Annotated in this window: 19 protein-coding genes; all 19 read right to left on the minus strand. The window is 58.2% G+C overall.

The features are described from left to right. Positions 1-18: 18 nt before the first annotated feature. The gene (locus tag JWQ61_RS04210) at positions 19-1,770 is read right to left on the minus strand and encodes a DUF885 family protein (RefSeq protein ID WP_304359408.1); all 1,752 of its coding nucleotides are present in this window, start codon (positions 1,768-1,770) and stop codon (positions 19-21) included. Positions 1,771-1,873: 103 nt separating this feature from the next. Continuing rightward, entirely contained in the window at positions 1,874-3,634 is a 1,761-nt protein-coding gene (locus tag JWQ61_RS04215; RefSeq protein WP_304359409.1) for a GGDEF domain-containing protein, read from the minus strand. 136 nt (positions 3,635-3,770) lie between these two features. After that, positions 3,771-4,919 (minus strand): glycosyltransferase family 4 protein, encoded by a 1,149-nt coding sequence (locus tag JWQ61_RS04220; RefSeq protein WP_304359410.1) that lies wholly within the window; start codon positions 4,917-4,919, stop codon positions 3,771-3,773. A 103-nt stretch (positions 4,920-5,022) separates the two neighbouring features. Continuing rightward, on the minus strand, positions 5,023-6,162 hold the full coding sequence (locus tag JWQ61_RS04225) for a glycosyltransferase family 1 protein (protein ID WP_304359411.1): 1,140 nt from the start codon (positions 6,160-6,162) through the stop codon (positions 5,023-5,025). Then, positions 6,137-7,537: a glycosyltransferase family 1 protein gene (locus tag JWQ61_RS04230; RefSeq protein ID WP_304359412.1), complete on the minus strand. Its 1,401-nt coding sequence runs from the start codon at positions 7,535-7,537 to the stop codon at positions 6,137-6,139. Before JWQ61_RS04230 ends, JWQ61_RS04225 begins: the two co-directional genes overlap by 26 nt. Then, positions 7,534-8,790, minus strand: a complete 1,257-nt coding sequence (locus tag JWQ61_RS04235; RefSeq protein ID WP_304359427.1) for an ABC transporter ATP-binding protein — start codon at positions 8,788-8,790, stop codon at positions 7,534-7,536. Before JWQ61_RS04235 ends, JWQ61_RS04230 begins: the two co-directional genes overlap by 4 nt. Then, the gene (locus JWQ61_RS04240; protein WP_304359413.1) at positions 8,790-9,596 is read right to left on the minus strand and encodes an ABC transporter permease; all 807 of its coding nucleotides are present in this window, start codon (positions 9,594-9,596) and stop codon (positions 8,790-8,792) included. The genes JWQ61_RS04235 and JWQ61_RS04240 overlap by 1 nt, the downstream gene beginning before the upstream one ends. Positions 9,597-9,604: 8 nt before the next feature. Then, entirely contained in the window at positions 9,605-11,098 is a 1,494-nt protein-coding gene (locus JWQ61_RS04245; protein WP_304359414.1) for a mannose-1-phosphate guanylyltransferase/mannose-6-phosphate isomerase, read from the minus strand. A gap of 7 nt (positions 11,099-11,105) precedes the next feature. Further along, positions 11,106-12,077, minus strand: coding sequence for a GDP-mannose 4,6-dehydratase (locus JWQ61_RS04250; protein WP_304359415.1), 972 nt, complete (start codon positions 12,075-12,077; stop codon positions 11,106-11,108). Between the two features lie 49 nt (positions 12,078-12,126). Continuing rightward, on the minus strand, positions 12,127-13,074 hold the full coding sequence (locus JWQ61_RS04255; protein ID WP_304359416.1) for a GDP-mannose 4,6-dehydratase: 948 nt from the start codon (positions 13,072-13,074) through the stop codon (positions 12,127-12,129). A gap of 48 nt (positions 13,075-13,122) precedes the next feature. Further along, entirely contained in the window at positions 13,123-13,920 is a 798-nt protein-coding gene (locus tag JWQ61_RS04260; protein WP_304359417.1) for a bifunctional 2-polyprenyl-6-hydroxyphenol methylase/3-demethylubiquinol 3-O-methyltransferase UbiG, read from the minus strand. Between the two features lie 106 nt (positions 13,921-14,026). Beyond that, positions 14,027-15,169 (minus strand): acyltransferase, encoded by a 1,143-nt coding sequence (locus JWQ61_RS04265; protein WP_304359418.1) that lies wholly within the window; start codon positions 15,167-15,169, stop codon positions 14,027-14,029. Positions 15,170-15,278: 109 nt separating this feature from the next. Next, on the minus strand, positions 15,279-16,604 hold the full coding sequence (locus JWQ61_RS04270; protein WP_304359419.1) for a glycosyltransferase: 1,326 nt from the start codon (positions 16,602-16,604) through the stop codon (positions 15,279-15,281). Next, positions 16,601-18,259 carry a glycosyltransferase gene (locus JWQ61_RS04275; RefSeq protein ID WP_304359420.1) on the minus strand — a complete coding sequence of 553 codons (1,659 nt, stop codon included), beginning with the start codon at positions 18,257-18,259 and terminating at the stop codon, positions 16,601-16,603. The genes JWQ61_RS04270 and JWQ61_RS04275 overlap by 4 nt, the downstream gene beginning before the upstream one ends. A 400-nt stretch (positions 18,260-18,659) precedes the next feature. After that, the gene (locus JWQ61_RS04280; protein WP_304359421.1) at positions 18,660-19,130 is read right to left on the minus strand and encodes a transposase; all 471 of its coding nucleotides are present in this window, start codon (positions 19,128-19,130) and stop codon (positions 18,660-18,662) included. 450 nt (positions 19,131-19,580) lie between these two features. Continuing rightward, on the minus strand, positions 19,581-20,480 hold the full coding sequence (locus tag JWQ61_RS04285) for a metal ABC transporter solute-binding protein, Zn/Mn family (protein ID WP_304359422.1): 900 nt from the start codon (positions 20,478-20,480) through the stop codon (positions 19,581-19,583). 44 nt (positions 20,481-20,524) lie between these two features. Continuing rightward, the gene (locus JWQ61_RS04290) at positions 20,525-21,340 is read right to left on the minus strand and encodes a metal ABC transporter permease (protein ID WP_304359428.1); all 816 of its coding nucleotides are present in this window, start codon (positions 21,338-21,340) and stop codon (positions 20,525-20,527) included. A 65-nt stretch (positions 21,341-21,405) separates the two neighbouring features. Then, complete coding sequence (locus JWQ61_RS04295) at positions 21,406-22,128, minus strand: metal ABC transporter ATP-binding protein (RefSeq protein WP_304359423.1); 723 nt, start codon at positions 22,126-22,128, stop codon at positions 21,406-21,408. A 118-nt stretch (positions 22,129-22,246) separates the two neighbouring features. Continuing rightward, positions 22,247-22,467 (minus strand): GTP-binding protein (locus JWQ61_RS04300; protein WP_304359424.1); only part of this gene is annotated, 221 nt, incomplete at its 5' end.

Raw genomic sequence — 22,467 nt, forward strand, 5'->3', positions numbered from 1 at the left:
CGGTCCAGGCATGGTGCGTTAAGCCGCCGAGGCCTGCTGCGCAATCCACAGATCTATCTGCGTTTCCAGCATCTCCAGCGGCAAAGCGCCATTGTCGATGACGGCATTGTTAAAGCGCCGCAGGTCGAACTTGCTGCCCAGCTCCTGCTGCGCTTTTTCCCGCAAGGCCTTGATTTTCAGCTGGCCGATCTTGTAACCCAGGGCCTGGCCCGGATCGACGATATAGCGATCGATTTCGACCTGGTTGTCGTGCGGCGGATTGGCGGTGTTCACATTCATGTAGTCGATCGCCTGCTGCCGGCTCCAGCCCAGTGCGTGCATGCCGGTATCCACCACCAGGCGGGCGGCGCGGAACAGTTCATCGTTGAGATGGCCGAATTTCGAGTAGGGATCGGTATAGAAACCCATTTCACCGCCCAGGCTTTCAGCATACAGCGCCCAGCCCTCGCCAAACGCGACATACCAGCCAAAGCGCCGGAATTCCGGCAAGCCTTTGATTTCCTGGGCGCGCGCGGTTTGCAGGTGGTGGCCCGGCACCGATTCATGCAAGGTCAGGGTTTCCATTTCCCACTTGGGGCGCGAATCCAGCTTCGACAGGTTGGCGACGAAATAACCCGGCCGCGAGCCGTCCGGCGTTCCCGGTTCGTAATAAGCGCCGGCCTGGTTCTCGGCGCCTACTTCCGGCACCGGTTTGACATCGACCGGAGCGCGCGGAATATTGGCAAAAAAGCGCGGCAGCTGCGCCGAAGATTTTTTGATGATGTCCTTGTAACCGGCCAGCAAATCTTCCGGCTTGGTGTAATAGAAGCGCGGATCGGTATTCAGGAAAGTGATGAATTCCGCAAACGTTCCCTTGAAGCCGGTCTGCTGCATCACCAGCTTCATCTCACCCTGGATCCGCGCCACTTCCTGCAACCCGACGTCATGGATCTCTTGCGGCGTCATGCTGGTGGTTGTATTTTCCTTCACCTTGTACGCGTAATACGCCGCGCCGCCAGGCAAACTGGAGGCTGCTATGTTGTCGCGGCAGGCTGGCAGGTAGCTGTTGCTGATATAGGCCTCCAGCTTGCGGAAAGCCGGCGCCACGCCTTGATGCAGCAAACGTTGGCCTTCGCGCGCCAGGCTTGCGCGTTGCGCCGCCGGGATCGAGGCCGGCATGTCCTTGAACGGGATAGCCAGGGGACTGCTGTCGAGCTTGGCGACAAATTCCTGCAGTTGTCCGGGGACCACGCTCATCGTGACTTTGGGCGCTACCCAGCCGGATTTGACGCCTTGCTGCAATTGCGAGATCACGCCGTCGACAAACTTGGGCAAAGCGCGCAAGCGCCCCAGGTAATTGCGATAGTCCTTGGCAGTATTGAACGGCGTCTGCGCAACCAGTTGCGGAAAGTCGAACTGGACCCCGCTCAATTGCGAGATCGGCTCCGGGTTATAGGGATAAAACTTCGCAGCCTGGATGCTTCTCTGTTTTTCATAGATAAACAGCTCATAAGAAAGCAGGTCCTGGCCGCTCAGCTTGCTGCGGTCGATGCGCTCGGCTTGCAGCAGCATCTGCTGCTGGTGAGTATTGCCAGCCAGGCTGGCGGCCAGCGATGCATCCGACAGGCGGTCGTTATAACGATTGTCGCCGACCGCGGTAGCGAATTCGGGCGCATTGCGCATGCTCCATTGCCAGTCGCTGTCGAACAGCGTATTGAGTTGCTGCTGCGGTGTTGCCGCGTGGCCGAGCGGCGCCAGCAGCAGGCTAAAAAGAAAAAGGAATTTATTCATCCATGTCTCCGAAGATTAGCTCGCCATTCTAGCAAACTAAACAGGAAAAAGTTCTTGATGGAAATCCCCTGCCCGCTGCCCAGTTTCAGCCTGAAAAGCGGCATCAGGCAATGACAATCGTCTCGTCCGATTTACCGCGCGGCGCTGCCACCACCATGTTGCGGCCGCTGTGCTTGGCTTGATACAGGGCCTGGTCAGCGCGAGCTATCAGGCTTTCAAGGTCGTTGTCGCATTCAAAAGCCACCACGCCAAAACTGGCGGTGACATTGACCATCTCGCCGCCATCCAGCTGGAAATGGCAGGCGTCGATAGCGCAGCGCAATTTTTCAGCCGCGGCAAACCCTTGAGACAAGTCGATTTCGGGCAGCATCAGGAGGAATTCCTCGCCGCCGTAACGCGCCAGCAGGTCGACCTTGCGATGATGCCGCCGGCACAGGTCCGCTACTACGCGCAATACCTGGTCGCCAGCCAGGTGTCCGTGGCGATCATTGACGGCCTTGAAATGATCGACGTCCATCAAGATCAGCGTCAATTGCCGCCGGTAGCGCTGGGCAATGCCGAATTGCTGTTCGCCTTGCGCGAAAAAAGCGCGGCGATTCAGCAGGCCGGTCAGGAAATCCGTATCAGACGAAGTCCGCAATTGCGCGATCATTTCTTCGCGCTGTTTTTCCAGCCCGACCTTGGCCAGGCTGTGCGCCTTTAGCACATGGATTGCCCGCATCATGATGCCGATTTCATCGTCATGGCGCGGCATCGGGATTACCGTATCGAACCGTTCGTCGGCCAGCGATACGAACAGATCGGTGGCGTCAAGGATAGGACGCAAGACACGCAACCGTATCACTTGCATGAGCAGCACGAAAATAGCGAGAGCAACCACGCCCAGGCCGGTTACCGCCACCAGGAAAAAAGCGGCCTGCCTATTCTGGCGCCTGGCCTGCTGCAGCATTTCCGCCAGGACCAGGTCGCGCAGATGCGGAATTGCAGCCATTGTCGGCACATAGCGAACCACCATTTCGCGGGCGCTCAGACCGTAGTCTCCGGAACTGCGTCCGATTGCAAACAACTCGTTCAGGAAACCCAGGCCGGCGCCAAGATAACGATCGCGCATCGTATCCAGGGCAGCTTTCAAAACCGGATTATCCTGGTAAGGGCGCAATTGCAGTTCAATCCCGGAATACAACTGCTCGATCTGTCCCGACAGTCTGGAAAATGCGTAGATTTCCTGGGAGGTCAAAGGCCGCTGAGCGATCACCGGAGCAGTAAAGACAGTGCCAATCCGGCCAGCGATATTGCGCAAGCTGGAAGCCAGCAGTGCGCCTTCCAGGCCATCGCTAAGCTGCGGATCGGAACTGACGGCGACATCGGCCAGAGCAACGATTACCGGGGCAAAACCGCTGTCCGCACGGGTCATCATCTGCAGCACGGCGCCGACGGCGGCCATGTCGCGCTGCCGTTGCGGCAGAGCCAGCAGCAAGTCCATCTCTTTGCGCATCGCCGCCAGTATCTGCTCGGTCGACGCAACATGCGCTATCACCGGCGCCAGCTGTGGGATCGCCTGCAGTTGCAAGGCGCGGCGCAAGCTTGCCAGCGCCCGATCGCTCGCAAAGCGGGCCTGGTCCAGTCCTGCAAATTCCCTGGCGGCAGCGTCCGGTTCTTGCAGCAGCAGCGAATTGCCGGGGCCGCGCTCGGCCGCCAGCTTTTCTTCCACCAGCAGTGCCAGCTGCAGATTCCTGATGGAGGGCATGCTTTTTGTGCTGCGTTCGTATACGGCCCATTCGCTGCTAACGATCCGGCCGATCAGGACCAGGAAAAGCAGCATCAGCAAGATCGAAATCAGCCAGAACAAGCGATTGAGCGACATACGAAATAACATACGCCCCGACGGGAATGTAATACATTGTTTTTAATAGTTACAATCTATTTAAAACGAAATTTAAATAGATTATTCATTAAATGATCGTATCACACCTCGCAAAAACCACAACTTGCCGGGCTGTTCAGGCCTCCACGCTTATCTGCGTTTCCGCCTGCCCGTGCATCTGCAGCACGTCGCGGTAGAGACCGGCATAACTCTCCCCCATCACCCTGGCCGTAAACAGTTTCTGATAACGCGCTTGCGCCCGCGCACCCATGGTCCGCGCCAGTTCAGGGTCATCCCATAACTGCTGCATCGCCAGCCGGAAGGCATCCGGGTCGCTAGGGGGAACCACCAGGCCAGTTTCGCGATGGTTGTTGATATAACTGGTGCCGGTGCCGATCTCGCTGGAAATCATGGGCTTGCCGTACATCGCTCCCTCCAGCAGGGAGATGCCGAACGCTTCCGAACGCAGGTGCGACGGGAACACAATGGCGTAGCACAGCTGCAGCAACGCGACCTTGTCTTCATCGTTGACAATGCCGAGGAAGATCACATTGCGCAAGCCCTGCTCCTCGACCCGCTGCTTCAGTTCCTGTTCAATCGGCCCGGCGCCCACGATCACGATCGGATAATCAGTGCCGCGCGCTGCGTCCAGCAGGATATGCAAACCTTTGTAATAGCGGATAGCACCCACGAACAGGAAGAAACGCCCGCCGATCTCCTTTTGCCATTTCTCCGTCACGGCCGCCGATGGCGTCGGATAGTTGCTCTTGTCGAGGCCGATGGGGATGACCTGCGTCTTGTCCTTGTATCCCGCAAGCACCGAACTGGTCTGCAGGTAATTCGGAGAGGTGGCGACGATCGCGTCGACACTGCTCAGGAAGCGGTGCATCAGCGGCCGGTACAACTGCAACAGCGTCTTGTGGCGCATGATGTCGGAATGATAGGTCACCACGCTCGGCTTGTTCATGCGCGTGACAAAGTGGGCCAGGTCCATGAACGGCCACGGAAAATGGTAGTGCACGATATCGACTTCCTCAGCAAGCTGCGAGAAACGCTTCAGCGCGGACAACGAAAAGCCGGTCGAAGCGATCTGCAGGTCAAGCTTGACCCTGTGCACCTTGTGACCGTCGTACATCAATTCCGCCGGATCGGGATTATCGCTCAGCGTCAGCACTTCGCTCTCGATCCCGCTGGCCGGCGAACATTTGCACAGCTGATAAATGGTTTGCTCGATCCCGCCGTACGATTCCGACTGATAGGTCTTGTAAAAATGAAGAACCCGCATTGTCTACTCCTCTCGTAATCTGCCCCATCTTCCTTTGCAACCAGAAGTGAAAAGCCATTTTTTATCGGCGCGGACTGCCTGCGCCAACAACAACCGATATTACTTAGCCATTCGCCGCCTGCCGGTAAACTTCAGCAGTAATGGCTGCGCATTTTCGCCAGGAAAATTGCACGGACCGCTCCAGACCCGCTATGCGCTGTCCCATCCAGGCTTTGTCGTCTTCCAGCAAGCGGCGCATCTGCTCTGTCAGCCCATCCTCGTCCCGCGGGTCGACATAGGCAGCAGCAGCCCCCGCCACCTCCGGCAGGCTGGCGCAATCTGACGCAATCACCGGCGTGCCGCTGGCCATTGCTTCCAGTACCGGCAAACCGAATCCTTCATACAAAGAAGGGAACACCATGATCTTGGCCGCCGCCGTGACGCATGCAAGGTCCGCCTGGTCCAGGTAACCTGCCAGGCGCACATGGCCGGCGCTGACCGCCTGCGCCAGCACGCCGTCCAATTCTTGCGCCTGCCAGCCTGGCATGCCCACCACCAGCAAAGGGAAACGCTCGCGCAAAGGCGCAGGCAAACGCGCATGCGCCTTGAGCGTCAGCAGCAGGTTTTTGCGCGGCTCCAGGGTACCGACCGACAGGATAAAACCGCGATAAGCCAAACCCAGATTATTGAGACGAACCGACAGCTGCTGCTCCACCCTCGGCTGGAAGACGGCAGAGCTGGCAAGCGGTGCCACCACCACTTTTTGATCCGGCACGCCGAAATGTTTCTTGATTTCCCGTCCGATGAACTCGGAATCCACCAGGATCCGGCTGACGCGCGCCAGTGCCGACGGCAGCCTGCGTTCGATTTCTCTCAGGCGATCTTTAGGCTGTGTTTGCGGAAAATGAACATGCGTCAGATCGTGCACGGTCATCACCGTCGGTCCGTTGAAATTGAGCGGCCACAAGCTGGGTTCGTGGTACACATCCGGACGCAGCGTATGCGCGCCATGGTTAAAGCGCCGCTGCTCAAGCATCCGGCGAAAAACATAGGCGCCAGGCAAGCGCTTGGCCATGCCGGCCCAGCGCGAATAGTCCGGCATCGGCTCGCTCACCAACTCATCCTGCCAGCGCAAGCCGTTGAAATATTGCATTCCAATGTCAGGCGTTTGCTGCAGGGCCTGCGCCAGCTCGGCAACATAGTTGCCGATGCCGGTGCGGGGCGCCAGCAGGATCTTGCTATTCAGGGCAATGTTCAATTTCATGAAATTCACTTTGCGTATGCTTTTGCGTTTGTACCTGGCGCACGACCCGCTCTACCAGCTGGCGCGCCGAATCTTCCCAGTTGAGCCAGGACCAGTGCGTCATGTGCCGCGCCGCCGGGAAAACGCCGCTGTCTTCAAATTGCAGTATCTTCTGGGCCAGCGATGCTGGCTGGTCCAGGTCAAAATAGCTGACAAATTCACCGCCGATCTCGTGAAATACGGGGATATCACTCGCCATCACCGGCAAACCGCGCTGCATGGCTTCCACCAGCGGCAAACCGAAACCTTCTACAAATGATGGGAAAACCAGCGATTTGGCATGGCTATAACAATATTCCAGTTCGACGTCGCAGAGGTCGTTGAACATGAACAGGCGCCGCTTCAGCTGCGGGTGATTTTTTACACGCTCGATCAGGCGCTCGTTCTTCCAGCCTATGCGGCCGATAAAACACAATACGACATCGCTGCCGTCCCGCCACAGCTGCTCAAAGGCATCCAGCAAGTAAGCATGGTTCTTGCGCGGCTCGATGGTGCTGACCATCAGGTAAATGGAAAGGCCGGAGCCGAACAATTTTTCCACGGAGGAGCGCACCGATTTATCGGTATGGACCTGGTCAAGTTCCGATCCCAGATGGAAGAAATCAAACCAGCGGCGGTCGGCACGCTCGCTGCCAAGCCGACGCCTTACCTCGCTGTTGACTTCATCACGAATGGTGCCCGATATGGCAATGAAACCGTCCGCCGTATTTGCAATCCATTCGAACCAGCGGTCGAACACCTGCACCAGCGGACCGTCACAAAACTGGGGATGGGTCAACGGAATCAGATCGTAGATCACCGACACGATGGATACACCCTGCCGCTGCAGCTTCTCGGCTACGGGGAAAAAATCGGCGTGCCAGGATGAATCCAGCAACACCAGGATATCGTCGGGGCGACATGTCATTTCAAAGGCGCGCGGCTGCACTTCGATTTTTTCCAGGAGCCGCTCGGTCAGATACAAGGGCACCGTGAACGAAAAACTGGCCAGGCGGCATAGCACGTACGTCACCCGCTTTATATTATGCGAGGCGCTCCATGGCCAAAACCGCAGTAAGCGCGAGTGGACCAGCCAGTAACGATTACGCACCTGCACCAGCTTCTGCGCCAGCTTTTCCAGTTTCTGCTGCAGCCGGCTGCGCCACTCATCGGTATGTTTCGGTGCCAGCTGCCTGACTTCAAGTATCTTGCCATCCTTGAATATGACGGGAATGCAAACCGCCTCGTCCTGCACCCGCGGCAAATGATTGATGATATTGCGCACGACGCGCTGTATCCCGGAATTCATTTCGGGATGATGGAAGACATAAGTACATTCGATCAGGAGTCTGGTCATGCTGCTATGCCGTCCTTGCTGGCGCTGCCGAGCGACCGCACTATGGCTACTTCAGGTTCCAGGAATGCGCAGCCGACAAAATCGGGGCGATGCGTATTGACCACGTGGAAAATGACGCTGTAGTCGCGCCATTCATAGTTGGTGTCAAGATGGGAATCGACCCGCGACAGGGAAATCGAAATCGCATAATTCCCCTTGCCGAGGTCCATCGCAAAGCGCCAGCGATAAACCAGGTCTTCCCCCGCCCGCAAATCGGTCTGCGGCTTGTTGAGGCGATGGGTATTGATGCCGAATACGGCATGCCCGAGCTTGTCCGTGATCAGGTAGCCCATCACCAGCCGCGGCACTTCGGAGTTGATCGCAACCCGGACTTCCAGCGTAACCTGCGCGCCGACTTCAACCACGTCGACTTCCCTGCCCTCGTCGTCCAGCAGCCTGACCTCGGCAACGCTGGCCTGGCCGGTTCCGGAGATGGTCCGCAATTTTCCGTCGGCCAGGCGCTCTTGCCTGACAGTGCTGCGGTCGCGCTCAGCCATCATGGCATTGTAGAAGTCCATCACCTCCACCGGATTGCCTTGCATTTCCAGCCGCCCGCGATTGAGCAATATGGCGCGGTCGCAAATGGTCTGGATGGCGTAGCGATCGTGCGACACAATCAGCAAGGTAGTGCCGGCGCGCCGAAATTCCCGGATCCGTTCAAAACTCTTGTGCTGGAAATAAGCATCGCCGACGGATAGGGCTTCATCGACAATCAGCACATCCGGCCGGCTGGCGGTCGCAACGCTGAACGCCAGCCGCATCTGCATCCCGCTGGAATAAGTCCGCACCGGCTGGTCTATGTATTCGCCGATTTCGGCGAAGGCCTCGATAGCCGGCATCAGCGCTTCGATTTCTTCTGCTCTCAGGCCCTGCAGCTGGCCAGCCATGATGGCGTTCTGCCTGCCGGTAAAATCCGGATGAAAACCCATGCCGAGTTCCAGCAGCGCCGCCACCCGTCCCTGGATGTCGATGCTGCCGGTGGTGCTCTGGGTAGTCCCCGCGATCATTTTCAGCAGTGTGCTCTTGCCGGCGCCATTGACGCCGACAATGCCGACAGCCTCGCCAGCCGCCAGCTGGAAATCGATATCCTGCAAGACCCAGTGCAGCTGGTGCCGCTGCCGGGAAAAAGGCAACACCCATTCCGCCAGGCGCGCCCAGCGCCCGTCGTATGTCTTGTAGGCCTTGCCCAGACCCTTAACTGTAATCTTGCCCATCATAGTTCATCCACCATTTCGCCGACATGCCGGCGAAACAGCTGCAAACCGATGACACACAGCGCCACGCTCAGCAGCATCACTGCCCACAGGTCGCTCCATAGCGGCCATGCGCCGCTGACGAAAATCCCCTGGTAGGCAACCATCAGCGCAGTCATCGGATTAAATCTGAGCATGCCCCGCACTCCCTCAGGCAGGGTCGAGACCGTATAGACAATCGGGGTAAACCAGAACCAGAACTGCAGCACGATGCCGAACAGCTGGCCGACGTCGCGGAAAAAAACGTTGAGCACGCCGAGCACAATGCCGAGGCCGATAGAAAACAGAATCTGTATCAGCAGCAGCGGCAGCACGCCAAGGAATGCCCAGCCGGGAAAATTTCCGGAGACAAGCAGGAACCCCAGGAACAGGCCGAAAATGATGGCAAAATTCACGCCCGCATTCAGCACCGTGATGATCGGCAGGCAGATGCGCGGAAAGTTCAGCTTCTTGATCATGTTGCCGTTTTCCAGGAACACGTTCTGCATGCGCGATACGGTTTCAGTAAAGAATCCCCAGGTCAGCAAACCGGCGCACAGATAAATCCCGTAGGCAAACTGGCTGCTGGCGTTAGGCAGGCGCGCATGCATCAGCTGCGAGAAAATCACCGTATAGACCACAATCATCGCCAACGGATTGAGCACCATCCATAGCGCGCCCAGCATCGAATTGCGATAACGCGACTGGAATTCGCGCTTGACGCTGCCGAGCATGAAGCCGCGGTAATGCCACAGCGAGCGCAGCATGGTTTGGTTTTTTGTCTGCATCTGCATTTTCAACATGGCTTGCACCTGCCATATTTATCGTCAAAACGCACGATGTCGTCTTCGCCCAGATAGGCGCCGCTCTGCACCTCGATCATCACCAGTTCCAGCAAACCCGGGTTTTCCAGGCGATGTTTGGTGCCGGCAGGGATGTAAGTCGATTCGTTGGTGTTGATGTACATTTCCTGCTCGCCGTTGACCACCTTGGCCATGCCATGCACCACCACCCAGTGTTCGCTGCGATGATGATGCATCTGCAGCGAGAGCGATGCGCCTTGCTTGACGACGATGCGCTTGATCTTGAAATTCGGTCCTTGCTCCAGCAGGGTATAACTGCCCCATGGCCGGAACACGGTGCGATGCAGTTTATAAGTGGCGTGCTCCGTGCTCTTGAGCTGATGCACGACTTTCTTCACGTTCTGCACATGGTCCGGATGCGCGATCAACAGCGCGTCAGGCGTATCCACCACGATCAGGTTGTTGACGCCGACTGTCGCCACCAGGCGCTGTTCGGAATAGATGTAGTTGTTTCGGCTGTCGATCAGCACGGCTTCGCCGAGCACGCGATTTTCCTGTTCGTCAGGTTCCACCAACTGCCGCAGAGCGCCCCAGGAACCGATATCGTTCCAGTCGAAATCGGCCGGTATCACCGCCACCCGGTCGGAACGCTCCAGCACCGCATAGTCGATTGAGATGTCTTGCATCGCCATGAAGCTGTCGCTGTCCAGCTCCTGCAGCAAAACGCCGGCCGACGCGGCGGCCGGGCTGGCCTCGATGCATGCGGTAGCCAGCGCCAGGATTTCTGGCGCATGCCTTTCCAGTTCGCTTAAAAAGGTCGACACCGAGAAACAGAATATGCCGGCGTTCCACAGGTGCCGCCCGCTTTCGACAAAACCGGCGGCGCGTTCGGCATCCGGCTTTTCTATGAAACGGCTTACCTGCGCCGCTCCGGCGCTATCGATCTGAGCGCCGCATTCGATGTAGCCGAAACCGGTTTCCGGCGTCAATGGGCGGACCCCGAACGTCACCAGGTAACCTTGCTTGGCGACTTCCACCGCATGATGCACGGCTTCGGTAAAACACTCGACATCCTTGATCAGATGGTCGGCCGGCATCACCACCATGATGGTGTTGTCGCCATGCAGGGCACGCAACGACAGCGCAGCGACCGCAATTGCCGGCGCGGTATTGCGGCCGGAAGGTTCGAGGATGAAATGCGGGCGATAATGCGTGCCCAGGTCGGCCGACACGAATTCGTCCTTGCTCTGGAAATAATAGTCCCGGTTCGTCACGCTCAGGATATCGCCGCGGATGCCAAGCTGGGCTACCCGCTGGTAAGTCTTTTGCAGCAGGCTTTTGCCATCCGGGAGTTTGATGAAGGGTTTCGGGTGTCCTTCCCGCGACACCGGCCACAAGCGCGTGCCGGCGCCGCCCGAAAGCACCACCGGAACGATGACTGCCGTTGCTGTCAATGGAATGCCGGGTTCTGGCGTAAGCATCTTCATCTCCCTCTTATTCTTTAGCTACGCGACGCATGTCTGCATCGACCATTTGCTGCATCAGCTGCACCAGATTGGTTCTTGGCTTCCAACCCAGCTTGTCGTGCGCTTTCGCCGGGTTGCCGAGCAACACATCCACTTCGGCCGGCCGGAACAGCTGCGGATCGATCACCAGGTAGTCTTCATAATTCAGGTCAAGATGAGAAAAGGCGATGCGGCACATTTCACGCACGCTGGTGGTAACGCCGGTGGCGATCACGTAGTCGTCGGCCCGCTCTTGCTGCAGCATCAGCCACATCGCTTCGACGTAGTCGCCGGCAAATCCCCAGTCGCGCTTGGCGTCGATATTTCCCAGCCGCAGTTCCTGCTGCTTGCCGAGCTTGATCCGCGCCGCTGCATCAGTCACTTTGCGCGTAACGAACTCGATTCCGCGCAAAGGCGATTCATGGTTGAACAGGATGCCGCTGGAGGCATGCAAGCCAAAACTCTCGCGATAATTGACGGTAATCCAATGACCGTAGAGCTTCGCCACCCCATATGGGCTGCGCGGATAGAACGGGGTATTTTCGTCCTGATGTTCGGCCTGGATCAGGCCGAACATCTCGCTGGTGGATGCCTGGTAGAACCGCGCTTCGGGACTGAACTGACGGATCGCTTCCAGCATGTGCGTGACGCCCAGGCCATCCACCATGCCGGTCACTACCGGCTGGTTCCAGGAAGTGCCGACAAAACTCTGCGCTCCCAGGTTATAGATTTCGTCCGGCCGCGACTGGCACACGGCGCGGATGGCGGAAGTTGCGTCGGCCAGGTCACCCTCGACAAACTGCAATTTTTCCAGGATGCCCAGTTCGCGCAGGCGCCATAGGGTGTCGCTGCTGCGCCGCGCCAGCAGGCCGTACACCTTGTAGCCCTTGTCAAGCAGCAGCTTGGCAAGATAGGCGCCGTCTTGCCCGGTCACGCCGGTAATCAATGCTGTTTTTGTCATTGCCTCTATCTCCATGTGTCTGTTCTGATTTTTCCGCTTATTTTTTCCGTCACGCGCGCGGATGAAGTTGAGCTGCAGTCTCCGCTGCTACCCTGCTCTCCCAGTCCGACAGGACATTCAGCAAAGTCTGCTGCATGGGAATGCCCGGTTGCCATGCCGTTGCCTGCGCGATTTTTTGATTGCTGCCCTTTACCCTGCGCAAATCCGAAGGCCGCAGCCGTGCCGGATCCTGTTCGATTTGCGCATCGATCTCGGTCAGGTAGAGCATGCTGGCGATCAGGTCGCGGATCAGATATTCCTTGCCTGAGCAGACGTTGTAGGTTTCTCCGTTCAGGCCATTTTCCAGCAATGCCAGGTAGGCGGAAATGACGTCTTCGACATCCAGGAAGTCGCGGCTGACATCAACGTCGCCCACCAGTATGCGCGGCTCCTGCAGGCCCTGGCGGATGCGCGCCAGCTGCCGTGCAACGCTGGAGATCACGAAATCTTCGCGCTGTCCCGGGCCGATATGGTTGAACGGCCGCGCCACCAGAATGCACCATGGCTGGTTGCAGCTCCATTGATAACAAAGCAGTTCGGCCGCCGCTTTGCTGACCGCATAAGGATTTTGCGGACGCACCGGCAACTGCTCGCTGATCGGCAATAACTCAGGATTCACCTTGCCATATACGTCGCCCGAACTGACGTAAAGGAAAGTACCGTTGAAACCGTTGCGCTGCAGTGCCTGCAGCAGGTGCAGCGTTCCTTTCAGATTGACGTCCAGGGTATGCGCCGGATCGCGGAACGCTTCCGGGATAAAGGTTTGTCCGGCAAGATGGACCACGGCATCCGGACGCGCCTGCTGGATTACCAGGTCCAAAGCCGCCGGCTCCAGCAAGTCATAAGGACTGTCGGCCGATACCAGCTCCCAGCCATGCGCAGCGGCGATATGTCCGCGCATGCGTTCAAAGGCAAGGCCGACAAACCCTGATTGCCCGGTAACAAATAGTCGTTTCATATGCAACCGCTCCTTTGCTGTCTGCTCAATGCCACGCCGCGCTAACAATCATGGCTTGCGTGCAATGATGACCTGGCTTTTCGGCATGAAATCGTTCAATGCCTGCCTCACCTGTTCGCCATTTGGCGTGTCCATCAGCGCTTCCCACGTTTTTGCCCAGTTATCCAGCAAGGGATGGCTGGCATTGTTCAGGTCTACCTTGCATATCCAGAAAAACAGCCACCAGACTGACCAGTAGAAGCCGTAGTATTCATGCCGTTCGATCACCAGGCCGGCATCTGTCACCATCTTTTCAAATTCGTCGCGCTGGATAATGCGGATATGGTTCGGCTTCTCGAAATACGAAGCCGGAGCCACGCCCTTCTGCAAAGTCTCCTGTACCGGATCCGGCACCGACAGCAGGTATTGCGCGCCAGATTTTCCAACCCTGGCCAGTTCACTCAAAAACTGTGCGGTATCGTCGACGTGCTCCAGCACTTCCATACAGATCACCGTGGTCGCTACGCCGTCTTCCAGCAACAAGGGATTGGCGTCGCCCACCAGCCCTTGCACCAGCCGCGCCGGCGTTTGCGCCAGACGCTGTATGGTGGATTCCACCTTGTCCGCATCGATGTCGGCCACGATCACATGCGCACCGTGGTTCGCGCAGAACAGCGAATTGCCGCCGTCGCCGCAGCCGATATCGAGCACCACATCTTCAGCGCTGATAAAAAATCCGCGATACAGCTCGCTGCTTTTATGCAGGTACCAGCCGCTCGCCAAGGCATCGCGCAAGCCTATATGAAAGGAATCGATCGCGGCGGCAGGCGCCGGAACCGATACTGCCGGGGCCGGGGCCGGCGTCACCGGAACTACCGTTTCCGTTTTTCGAACGCCAAAAAACTTTTTGAACATGTCTCGCATACTATTTTGCTTTCACTGTTATCGATGGACGCTTCCTGATGCAAGTGAACTACGTCTGGAACTGGAGCCGGGGCTTGCTCATCTGGTCGGCAATTCTTTTACCGCGCGCACGCAGGGGGATTTCAATAAAACGATAATTAAGTTCGCTCAATGCCAGCAGCAGCACCAAGGCCGTAAATACCAGCCTGGCATTGTAGGTTTGGTCAAAAACGGTATCCACGGGGGCGATCCAGTACCAGATCTGGCGGCTCATGAGATAGGCCGGCATGTGTATCAGATACAGCGCATAGGAACGGCTTCCCACCCAAAGCAGCACACGTTTCAAGGGATTGCCTGGCATCAGGTAATCCGCGTCGTAGGAGGCGATCCATACCAGCGCGACGGAGAGCAAGGCGACGATACCAACCCAATAACGAAAATCCTGATACTGCTCCGAGCCGATCACAATCAGGCCGCCCGCCAGGACTGCGAGGATGACAAAACGCATCCAGTGGCGCTTTTTGAGAAAAACCGGTTCCAGCCTGCGATAGCTGTCGCGCGTGCTCCAGATTGCCAGCAGCACGCCTAGCAAAAGCGCATCGGATCGCGTCATCATCAACAGCAATGACTGATGTCGAGATGCAAAAAACTGCAGCGCCACCAGCACAATCAACACACCCGAAAGCCAGCGGCGGCAGAGGAAGACGACAATCGGCAGCAACAGGTAAAACTGCTCTTCCAGCGACAGGCTCCAATACGGAAAAGCCGGACCAAGTTCGTCATGGCCGAACTTGAAAACCAGGCGAAAATTTGCATAGTTGAAAATCCCCGCAAGGCTGCCATCCAGGTTTGCCTGCAGCGAGCCGAATATGCCGGATTTCCTGAAAACCACCGCCGCCAGCAACAGCAGCGCCAGCCAGAGCCATGCGGAAGGCCACAAACGCCAGGCGCGCCTGACCCAGAACTTGGCCGCCACGGCAAAAAAACCCTGCTGGTCCTGGCTCTGGCCAAGCCGCGGAATCAGGTCCCTGGCAATGACAAAACCGGAAATCGCAAAAAACAGGTCAACTCCGGTCCAGAATCCGAAATGGCGATAGATATAGTCAAGGAAGTCGCTCGGTTGTCCCATCAAGTTGAATCGCATATGCTGGAACAACACAAAAAGCACGGCGATTCCGCGCAATAATTCGATGTCTTTAATCCGATGGTTCATATGCGATCGGCTCCCGATAGCTACGGTCCAGTTTGCGGGCGATGATCGCCAGGCGCATGATCTTGCTGCCAGCGGTCAGCTGGGCACAGCCGGCCGACAAGGATTTTCTTCATACGCCGACCTTTTCCACCATCTTGGCAACGCCGTTGCCATTCATCCGCGGATGGTTCGCAAAGAAAGCAAGCAAGCGCTCTCTGGTCACTGCATGCGAGCAATGCCGCTGCAAGCGCCGTACTGCGTGTTCCGCCATTTGCCAATATCTGTCCGGATCCTGCTTGGCGACGCGATAACTGTCCTTATAGGCGGTAAGCAGAGTGCCCCAGTCTATGCGGTAACGCAGGGTGCGGTATGCCTGGCGCGGATCATGCGGCCAATGGCTGGGCTCCGTGCTGGAGTCCAGCACAAAAGCATTCTCGTTATCGATATAGTCGGCCATCGCGGTGTTGCGCGGCGCAATAGCCGGCTTGCCGCAGGACATGAACTCCATCAAAGGCAGGCACTGGCCTTCGCCATGCGAAGTATTCAGGATGTAGGTCGTCGCAGACACCAGGCTCTCGTAGTCGGCATCGCTCAGGTAGCCGTGGATCAGCAGGATCCGGCACTTGAACGGCGTCAGCTTATAGACGTTCTCGAGCAGGTTGTCGATGCCGATGCGGACATCGTGGTGGGTCAGTTTCAACACCAGCGTGGCGTCTTCGGTATCTCGGAACGCCCAGCAGAAGGCGCTGACCATGTCGTACCAGTTCTTGCGTCCGTCATACGGATTGAAGACCGAGGTATACACCACGCCGCCGATATGGACCTTGACCGGCTCGCGCCGGGCCAGCGCCGGCGGCCGCACCAGGTTCGGCTTGGGATCGCGCCGGCGCGGTACGCTGTAAGGAGAAAGATCGACTGTGCGGCTATCGATCACGGTGCCGGCGACGTGCAGGTCGACACCGTCTGGATGATTGGCAATCGACAGTCTTTTACGTATCGCGGCAAACCTGTCCCAGACCGGCGCCGGGATAGACGCTACAGGGAATTCCGGCGTCATCGCCTGCCGCACCGAATCGGCGGTAAATACCGAGTGCGTAATCGCGCCACCGACTTTATCGAACACATAACGCCAGTCATGCCGCGGCTCGCCAAACCAGGTTTCATTGGGCAGCGTGCTAAATTCCCAGGCAAATACCGGGATAGTCGGACAGGCCAGGTCGACCACGGTTTTGTGCGGCGGCGAAAACGACAGGAAAACGCAGGACTCGCCATGCGCCAGGGCATTCCTGTAGATTTCATCCACTTCGCGCGCAGGGTCGCTGACGGCGACCACGATGCCAAGCTGTTCCAGCACCGGCCTGAATTCTTTCAGGACGAAGTAGTAACTGTATTCGGGCAAGCCGAGATTGGAAGCAATCGAGCCGGCGTTGGTTTCGGAATAAATAATGATAATCATCTGGCGGCCCCTGCCTGCTGAAAGAAACTGCGCAACTGTTCTTTCACGACTGCACCCGAGCTGAAGGACTCCAGGCGCGCCATGGCGTGCCTGCTCATTTCCAGGTATTTCTCGGGCTGCTGTTTTGCTATCCGATAGCTGTCTTTATATGCCGTACAGATTGACTCCCAGTCGAGACGGTAGCGCAAGGTGCGGAACAGGTCGCGCGGATCATTCGGCCAGACATTGTGTTCGAGGCCGGACTTGATGACGAAGGCGGCGCGATCGTCTATATAGTCTTCCATCGCCGTGTGCCGCGGTGCGATTACCGGCTTGCCGCAGCACATGAACTCCATCAGCGGCAAGCACAGGCCTTCGCACAGGGAGGTGTTGACGTAATAACTGGTGGCGCCGATCAGCTCTTCGTAGGTCGGGTCGTCCAGGTAGGCATGCAAAGTAAGGACCCGGCACTTGAACGGCGCCAGCTGCGACAGCAGGGTCAGCAAGGTATTGTGATAACGCGACAGGTCGCGCTCGTTCATCTTCAGCACCAGCGTCGCGTCTTCGATATCGCGGAAAGTCCAGCAGAATGCGGTCACCATGTCGAACCAGTTCTTGCGGCCATCCTTGGGGCTGAGGATAGAGGTATAAACCACTCCATCCAGTTTGACCACCGCTTCAGGCTCGAGCACTGGAGCGGGCTCAGTTGCCTGCACCGGCAGCGGCTCCGACGGTTGCAGCGGCAGTTCTGGCGGTTGCGACGGCTCGACCGGCAACTCCAGCTGCGGAGCTGTGCGGCGTTCATAACCCATCATGGCGCGCGCCATGGCGTTCCCGCTGCGTCCGCTGACCGCCACTGCCCTGGCCAGCCATAAAGGCAGCAGGTCGCGCAATGCTTCGCGATACCAGGTCAGCAGATGGCGTTTGGTCACCGCCAGCCGATAACGCAGGTTTTTGACTGGCGCTACGGGTTCAGGCTGGGCCTGCGGTTCGGGTGTCAACTGCGGCTGCAGCTCGAATGCTGGTTCGGGTACAGGTTCCGGTGCAGGCGCGGGCGGCGGCAATGGCAGCTCTTCATCATCCTCCGCCTCGGGGAAGGTGATGTGAGCGATCAAGCCGTCTGCCGACAAACCCAGCAGATGGCTGTCGATCACGGTGCCGCGCAACTGCAGCACGCTTTCTCGGGGCGGCAATTTAGCGCCAAACCGCGAGCGGGCACCGGCAAACTGTTCCCACAAAGGCGCTGGCGCCGCCAGCACCGGGAATGCCGCGCCCATCGCCTCTTTGACGACGCCCGCGGTATAGCTGGACAAGGTGATCGCCCGGCCATGGCGGGCAAACACCACGCGCCAGTCGTTGCGGATATCGTCGTCCCACACCTCGTCGGGAATATTGCTGTACTCCCAGGCGAACACCGACACCGTCGGGCACTTGAGGTCGATCTGGGTCTTGTTCGGCGGGGAAAAGGAAAGGAACACGCATTCTTCGCCGCGCTGCCGGCATTCTTCAAACAGCGGGTCGACTTCGGTTTCCGGGTGCCGCACCAATGTGACCGTGCCGAGCTCGGCCAAAACGGTGCGAAAAGCTTTTAAGACAAAGTAGTAGCTGTACTCTGGCAAACCAAGGCTTTTATCGATCGTGCTTTCGCCAATATCCGAATACAGAATGAAATTCATCAAAATCGTACTTTTAATCGAATGTTAATCGCCCAAACCATTGCCCGAGCCGCCAGCGGCTTTGGCATATTCCTGTCCAGACTTGTCTCAGCCCCTTAGCAAGGGCCATTCTTTGTTATGTATAGAGGAGGCGCAGCGGCAGCCGTGTGGCGTATCGCTCAGAAAGTTTCCTATCAAACACTGTCCCTATGGTTGCCGATAATACCTGATACCGCACGGCGATAGTGCGATGAGGCACGGCTTTAGAGCAGGAACCCTATTGTGTCTCTATGTAACTTGGGGGAGGGAAAGATTGCACAATACCAACACACTCCAGCATAAGCTGCGGGCGCCGGACGATACCGGTTGCATGAGAACGTTGCGCGGAGGGCGCCAGCAACCGGCAGTTTGCTATTGAAGATCAGCCGGTCGGGCTGTCATTGGTGACCAGCCACACCCACGACGAAGACAATTCGTCGGCACGCACCGGTTTTGCGTTGGCGCCCGCGGCGGAAGCCAGGGCCCGCCCATAGATTTTCACATTGGTGCGCCGGATCGATCTTTCCGTGTTCAGGCGGGTATGTTCGTCGCCAAGGTCGACAATCGCTCCCAGCATGACTTGCAGCTCCTGGTCGTCGACCAGGTTTTCAGCCAGGCGCCGCCAGACGTCGGCCTTGGTCCAGCGCCGGAACCGCATGTAGCTGGTTCTCCAGCGGCCGAATTCGGGCGACAGATTGCTCCATGAGCCGGATTTCAGCGCAACCCATAACACCGCCTCCATGAACAGACGATTGTCGCGGCCGCACATCCCGGAATCTCCTGGCCGCCCGACCAGCAGAGGTTCCAGTTTCTCCCACTGATCATCTCGAAGAACGCCATCAATTTTCTGCATCTGTTTACTCTTTGATTGTTGGACATGGAGCAAGCGCATCGAATTGCCTCTTGGCAAATCTTTTTTCTTTTGGAAATCGCTTGTCCAGATCCAGTCGGTTAACCCTGCGCTATACATTCACCGGTTTGTTAAATCCGGCGGCAGCACGCAAGCAAAGAGTAAAAGCAAGAGGCTTCTGAAACCACTAAAAAACTCAATCTTTAACTATCGTTGACACAAATTAACAATATTTAACCGTCCAATGACGTTAAATGCACACCTATTATTTCCCACAGAAAACAAAGTTGATTTAACTATTTCTCTTGGTCAATCTTTATTGCCAGCCGGTTTCATGCGAAGCCGCTGACAACTTCAGGCACCCATGGGCATCAAGTTAACAATCAGTGTCCAATCCACACCCTTGAAAGCGGGGCATATTGCAGATGCCGCCATCGCCGTCCCGGCGTGCAATCAAGGCCGGCGCAGGCGCTCCAGTATCTGCATGATGTTGTAGCGCATCATGCGCAGGTACGTCGGCGCATCGCCTGCCGGCGCCGACAATGCATCCGCATACAATTTGCCGCCCGGCATGATGCCCGCCTCCCTGCTGATCTGCAGCAGCAGTTGCGGATTGCTCATGTTCTCGAAAAAAACTGCCTTGCTATCCTGCTGCTTCATTTGCCGGATCAGCGCTGCGACATCGCGCGCGCTTGGCTCGCTTTCGGTCGATACGCCCTGCGCTGCCAGGAAGCGCACGCCGTAATGGGCGCCGAAATAAGCAAACGCATCGTGCGAGGTGATCACGGTGCGCTGGCTGCCGGGAATCTGCGCAAACTGCGCCTGCGCCCACCTGTCCAGCTCTGCCAGGGCATGCAGATAACGTTCACCATTCGCCTTGTAATACATCTCGCCAGCCGGATCGACCTGGCCCAGCGCCGCCACTATATTGCGGGTATAGGTCATCACATTGAGCGGGTCTTGCCATGCATGCGGATCGGGCCGCGATGCCGCACCAGGGCCTTTACCGGCACGCTGCCTGGCCTGGATGCCATCGCTGGCGACCACCAGGGTCCCTGTGTAACTGGCGGCTGCGGTCAGTCTTTCCATCCAGCCCTCGAACCCCAAGCCGTTGGTCACCACCAGCTTCGCACTGGCTATCGCCTTGACGTCGGCCGGCGTCGGTTCGAACACATGCGCATCCTGGTCCGGGCCAACCAGCGTCACCACAGCCACCCGATCGCCGCCGACCGCGCCAACAATATCGCCGAGAATGCTGAAGCTGGCGACCACCGGGATTTTTGCGGCCGCCGTCGCCGCGCTGCAGGCTGACAGTAAAACCGCCGCCAATAATAATTTGCCAAAACTTTTCACACTTGCTCCTCGAAGATCAGAAATTGAGATGCATGAAACTGCCGTCATCCCTGCTGTCGCCGTAAAACCCGCGGCAGCCAGCCGCGCGGCGCAATCAGCAGCGAGACCAGGTAACAGGCGGTCGCGCAAACGATGATGGTCGGACCGGAAGGGGCTGCGGTGTAGTAAGACAGCAGCAAACCGGCATAAGCTGCCAACGCGGCCTGCAAGGCGCTGTTCAAGAGTTGCGCCGGCAAGCTTTCATGCCACAGCCGGGCCGAGACCGCGGGCAGCATCATCAGGCCCACTGCCATCAGCGTGCCCAGGGTCTGGAACGAGGCGACCAGGTTGAGCACCACCAGCATCAGGAACAGCTGCTGGAACAATCCTGCCCGCCTGCCGCTTGCCGCCAGGTAGGAAGGATCGAAACTTTCCAGCAGCAGGCCGCGATAGGCCAGCGCGCCCGCCAGCAAGCTGAACGTGCTGACTCCCGCCACCAGCAACAGGCCAGGCCGGTCGACTCCAAGCACATTGCCGAACAAGATATGCAGCAAATCCAGCTTGGAGCCATTCATAGAGATCAGCATCACGCCCAGGGCGAGCGCGGTCAGGTAAATGGAGGCCAGGCTGGCGTCTTCCTTCAGGCCGGTAGTCCGGCTGATGCGGGCGGCAATCGCCACCACGATCACGCCGGCCAGGAAGCCGCCGATGCTCAACGCCGGCAGCGACAGGCCGAACAAGATGAATCCGATGGCGACGCCCGGCAATACCGCATGGCTGAGCGCATCGCCGAACAAGCTCATGCGCCGCAAGGTCAGCAATACACCCAGCGGTGCGCTGCTGAGCGCCAGCGCCAAGGCGCCGATCAAGGCGCGCCGCATGAAAGCGAACTCGGAAAATGGGGCCCATGCAAGCTGCTGCGCGCCGCCCAGCCACGCTGCCGGCGTCACGCCGCAGCCTCCGCTGCGTTTGTGTCCGGCATGTGCTTGGCCAGATGCAGATGCGGCTCGCTCAGCACTTGCTCGGTAGCGCCCCAGGCCACCAGACGCCGCGCCAGCAGGACTGCCTGCGGGAAGTGGCGGCGTACTTGTTCATGATCGTGCAGCACGGCGATGACGGTACGCTGCTGCGCATGCCAGGCATGGATAATCGCCAGCAGGTCCTCGGTGGTCTTGGCGTCCACTGCATTGAACGGTTCGTCCAGCAAGATCAGGTCGGCGTCCTGGACCAGGATGCGCGCAAACAGTACCCGCTGCATCTGCCCGGCCGACAGGCTGCCGACAGAGCGCTGTGCAAATCCCTGCAAACCAACCGCCAGCAACGCGTCTGTTGCCCGCTCGGCCAGCGCCGGACCGACGCCGCCGAAAATGCCAAGCCGTTGCCAGTAACCCAGGCAAATGCAATCCAGCACCGAAATCGGAAAACTGCGGTCGATCTCGGCTTGCTGCGGCAGATAGGCGATGCGCTTGCGCGCCACATGCAGCGCGACCTGGCCGCTATCGACCGGCACCAGGCCCAGCAAGCTCTTCAGCAAGGTGCTTTTGCCGGCGCCGTTGGGTCCAACCACAGCCGTCAGGGAGCCGCGCGCAAAACTGCCGCTGATGCAATGCAAGGCCGGATGCCGGCGATAGGCGACACTCAACTCGTGAACTGCGACGGCCGGTTTCATCCGATATCTCCAGCCAGCGCCCACCAGACCCCAAGCCAGAACAACAGGCATACCGGCAGCACCAGCAACAGGCGTATCCATGCCGAACGAGCCAGCATGGTGGGAGCGGCGGCCATGCTCAATGCCCTTCCGCGGCGGTTCTTTGCCAGCCCGGAAACGGATCGTCGAAGCGGCGCCAGGCAGCCATGCCGAGGCCGGTTTCCGCCGCATCCAGCAGGCAGGCTTGCAGCTTCCTGCGGATTTCATCCTGGTCCATGTCCTGTCCGATGAACACGATTTCCTGATGCCGGTCGCCGTAAGGTTCGCTCCAGCCGGCCTTGATCTGGGCGCGCGTATGCG

Source organism: Collimonas fungivorans (assembly GCF_028292705.1).
Classification (GTDB): domain Bacteria; phylum Pseudomonadota; class Gammaproteobacteria; order Burkholderiales; family Burkholderiaceae_D; genus Collimonas; species Collimonas fungivorans_B.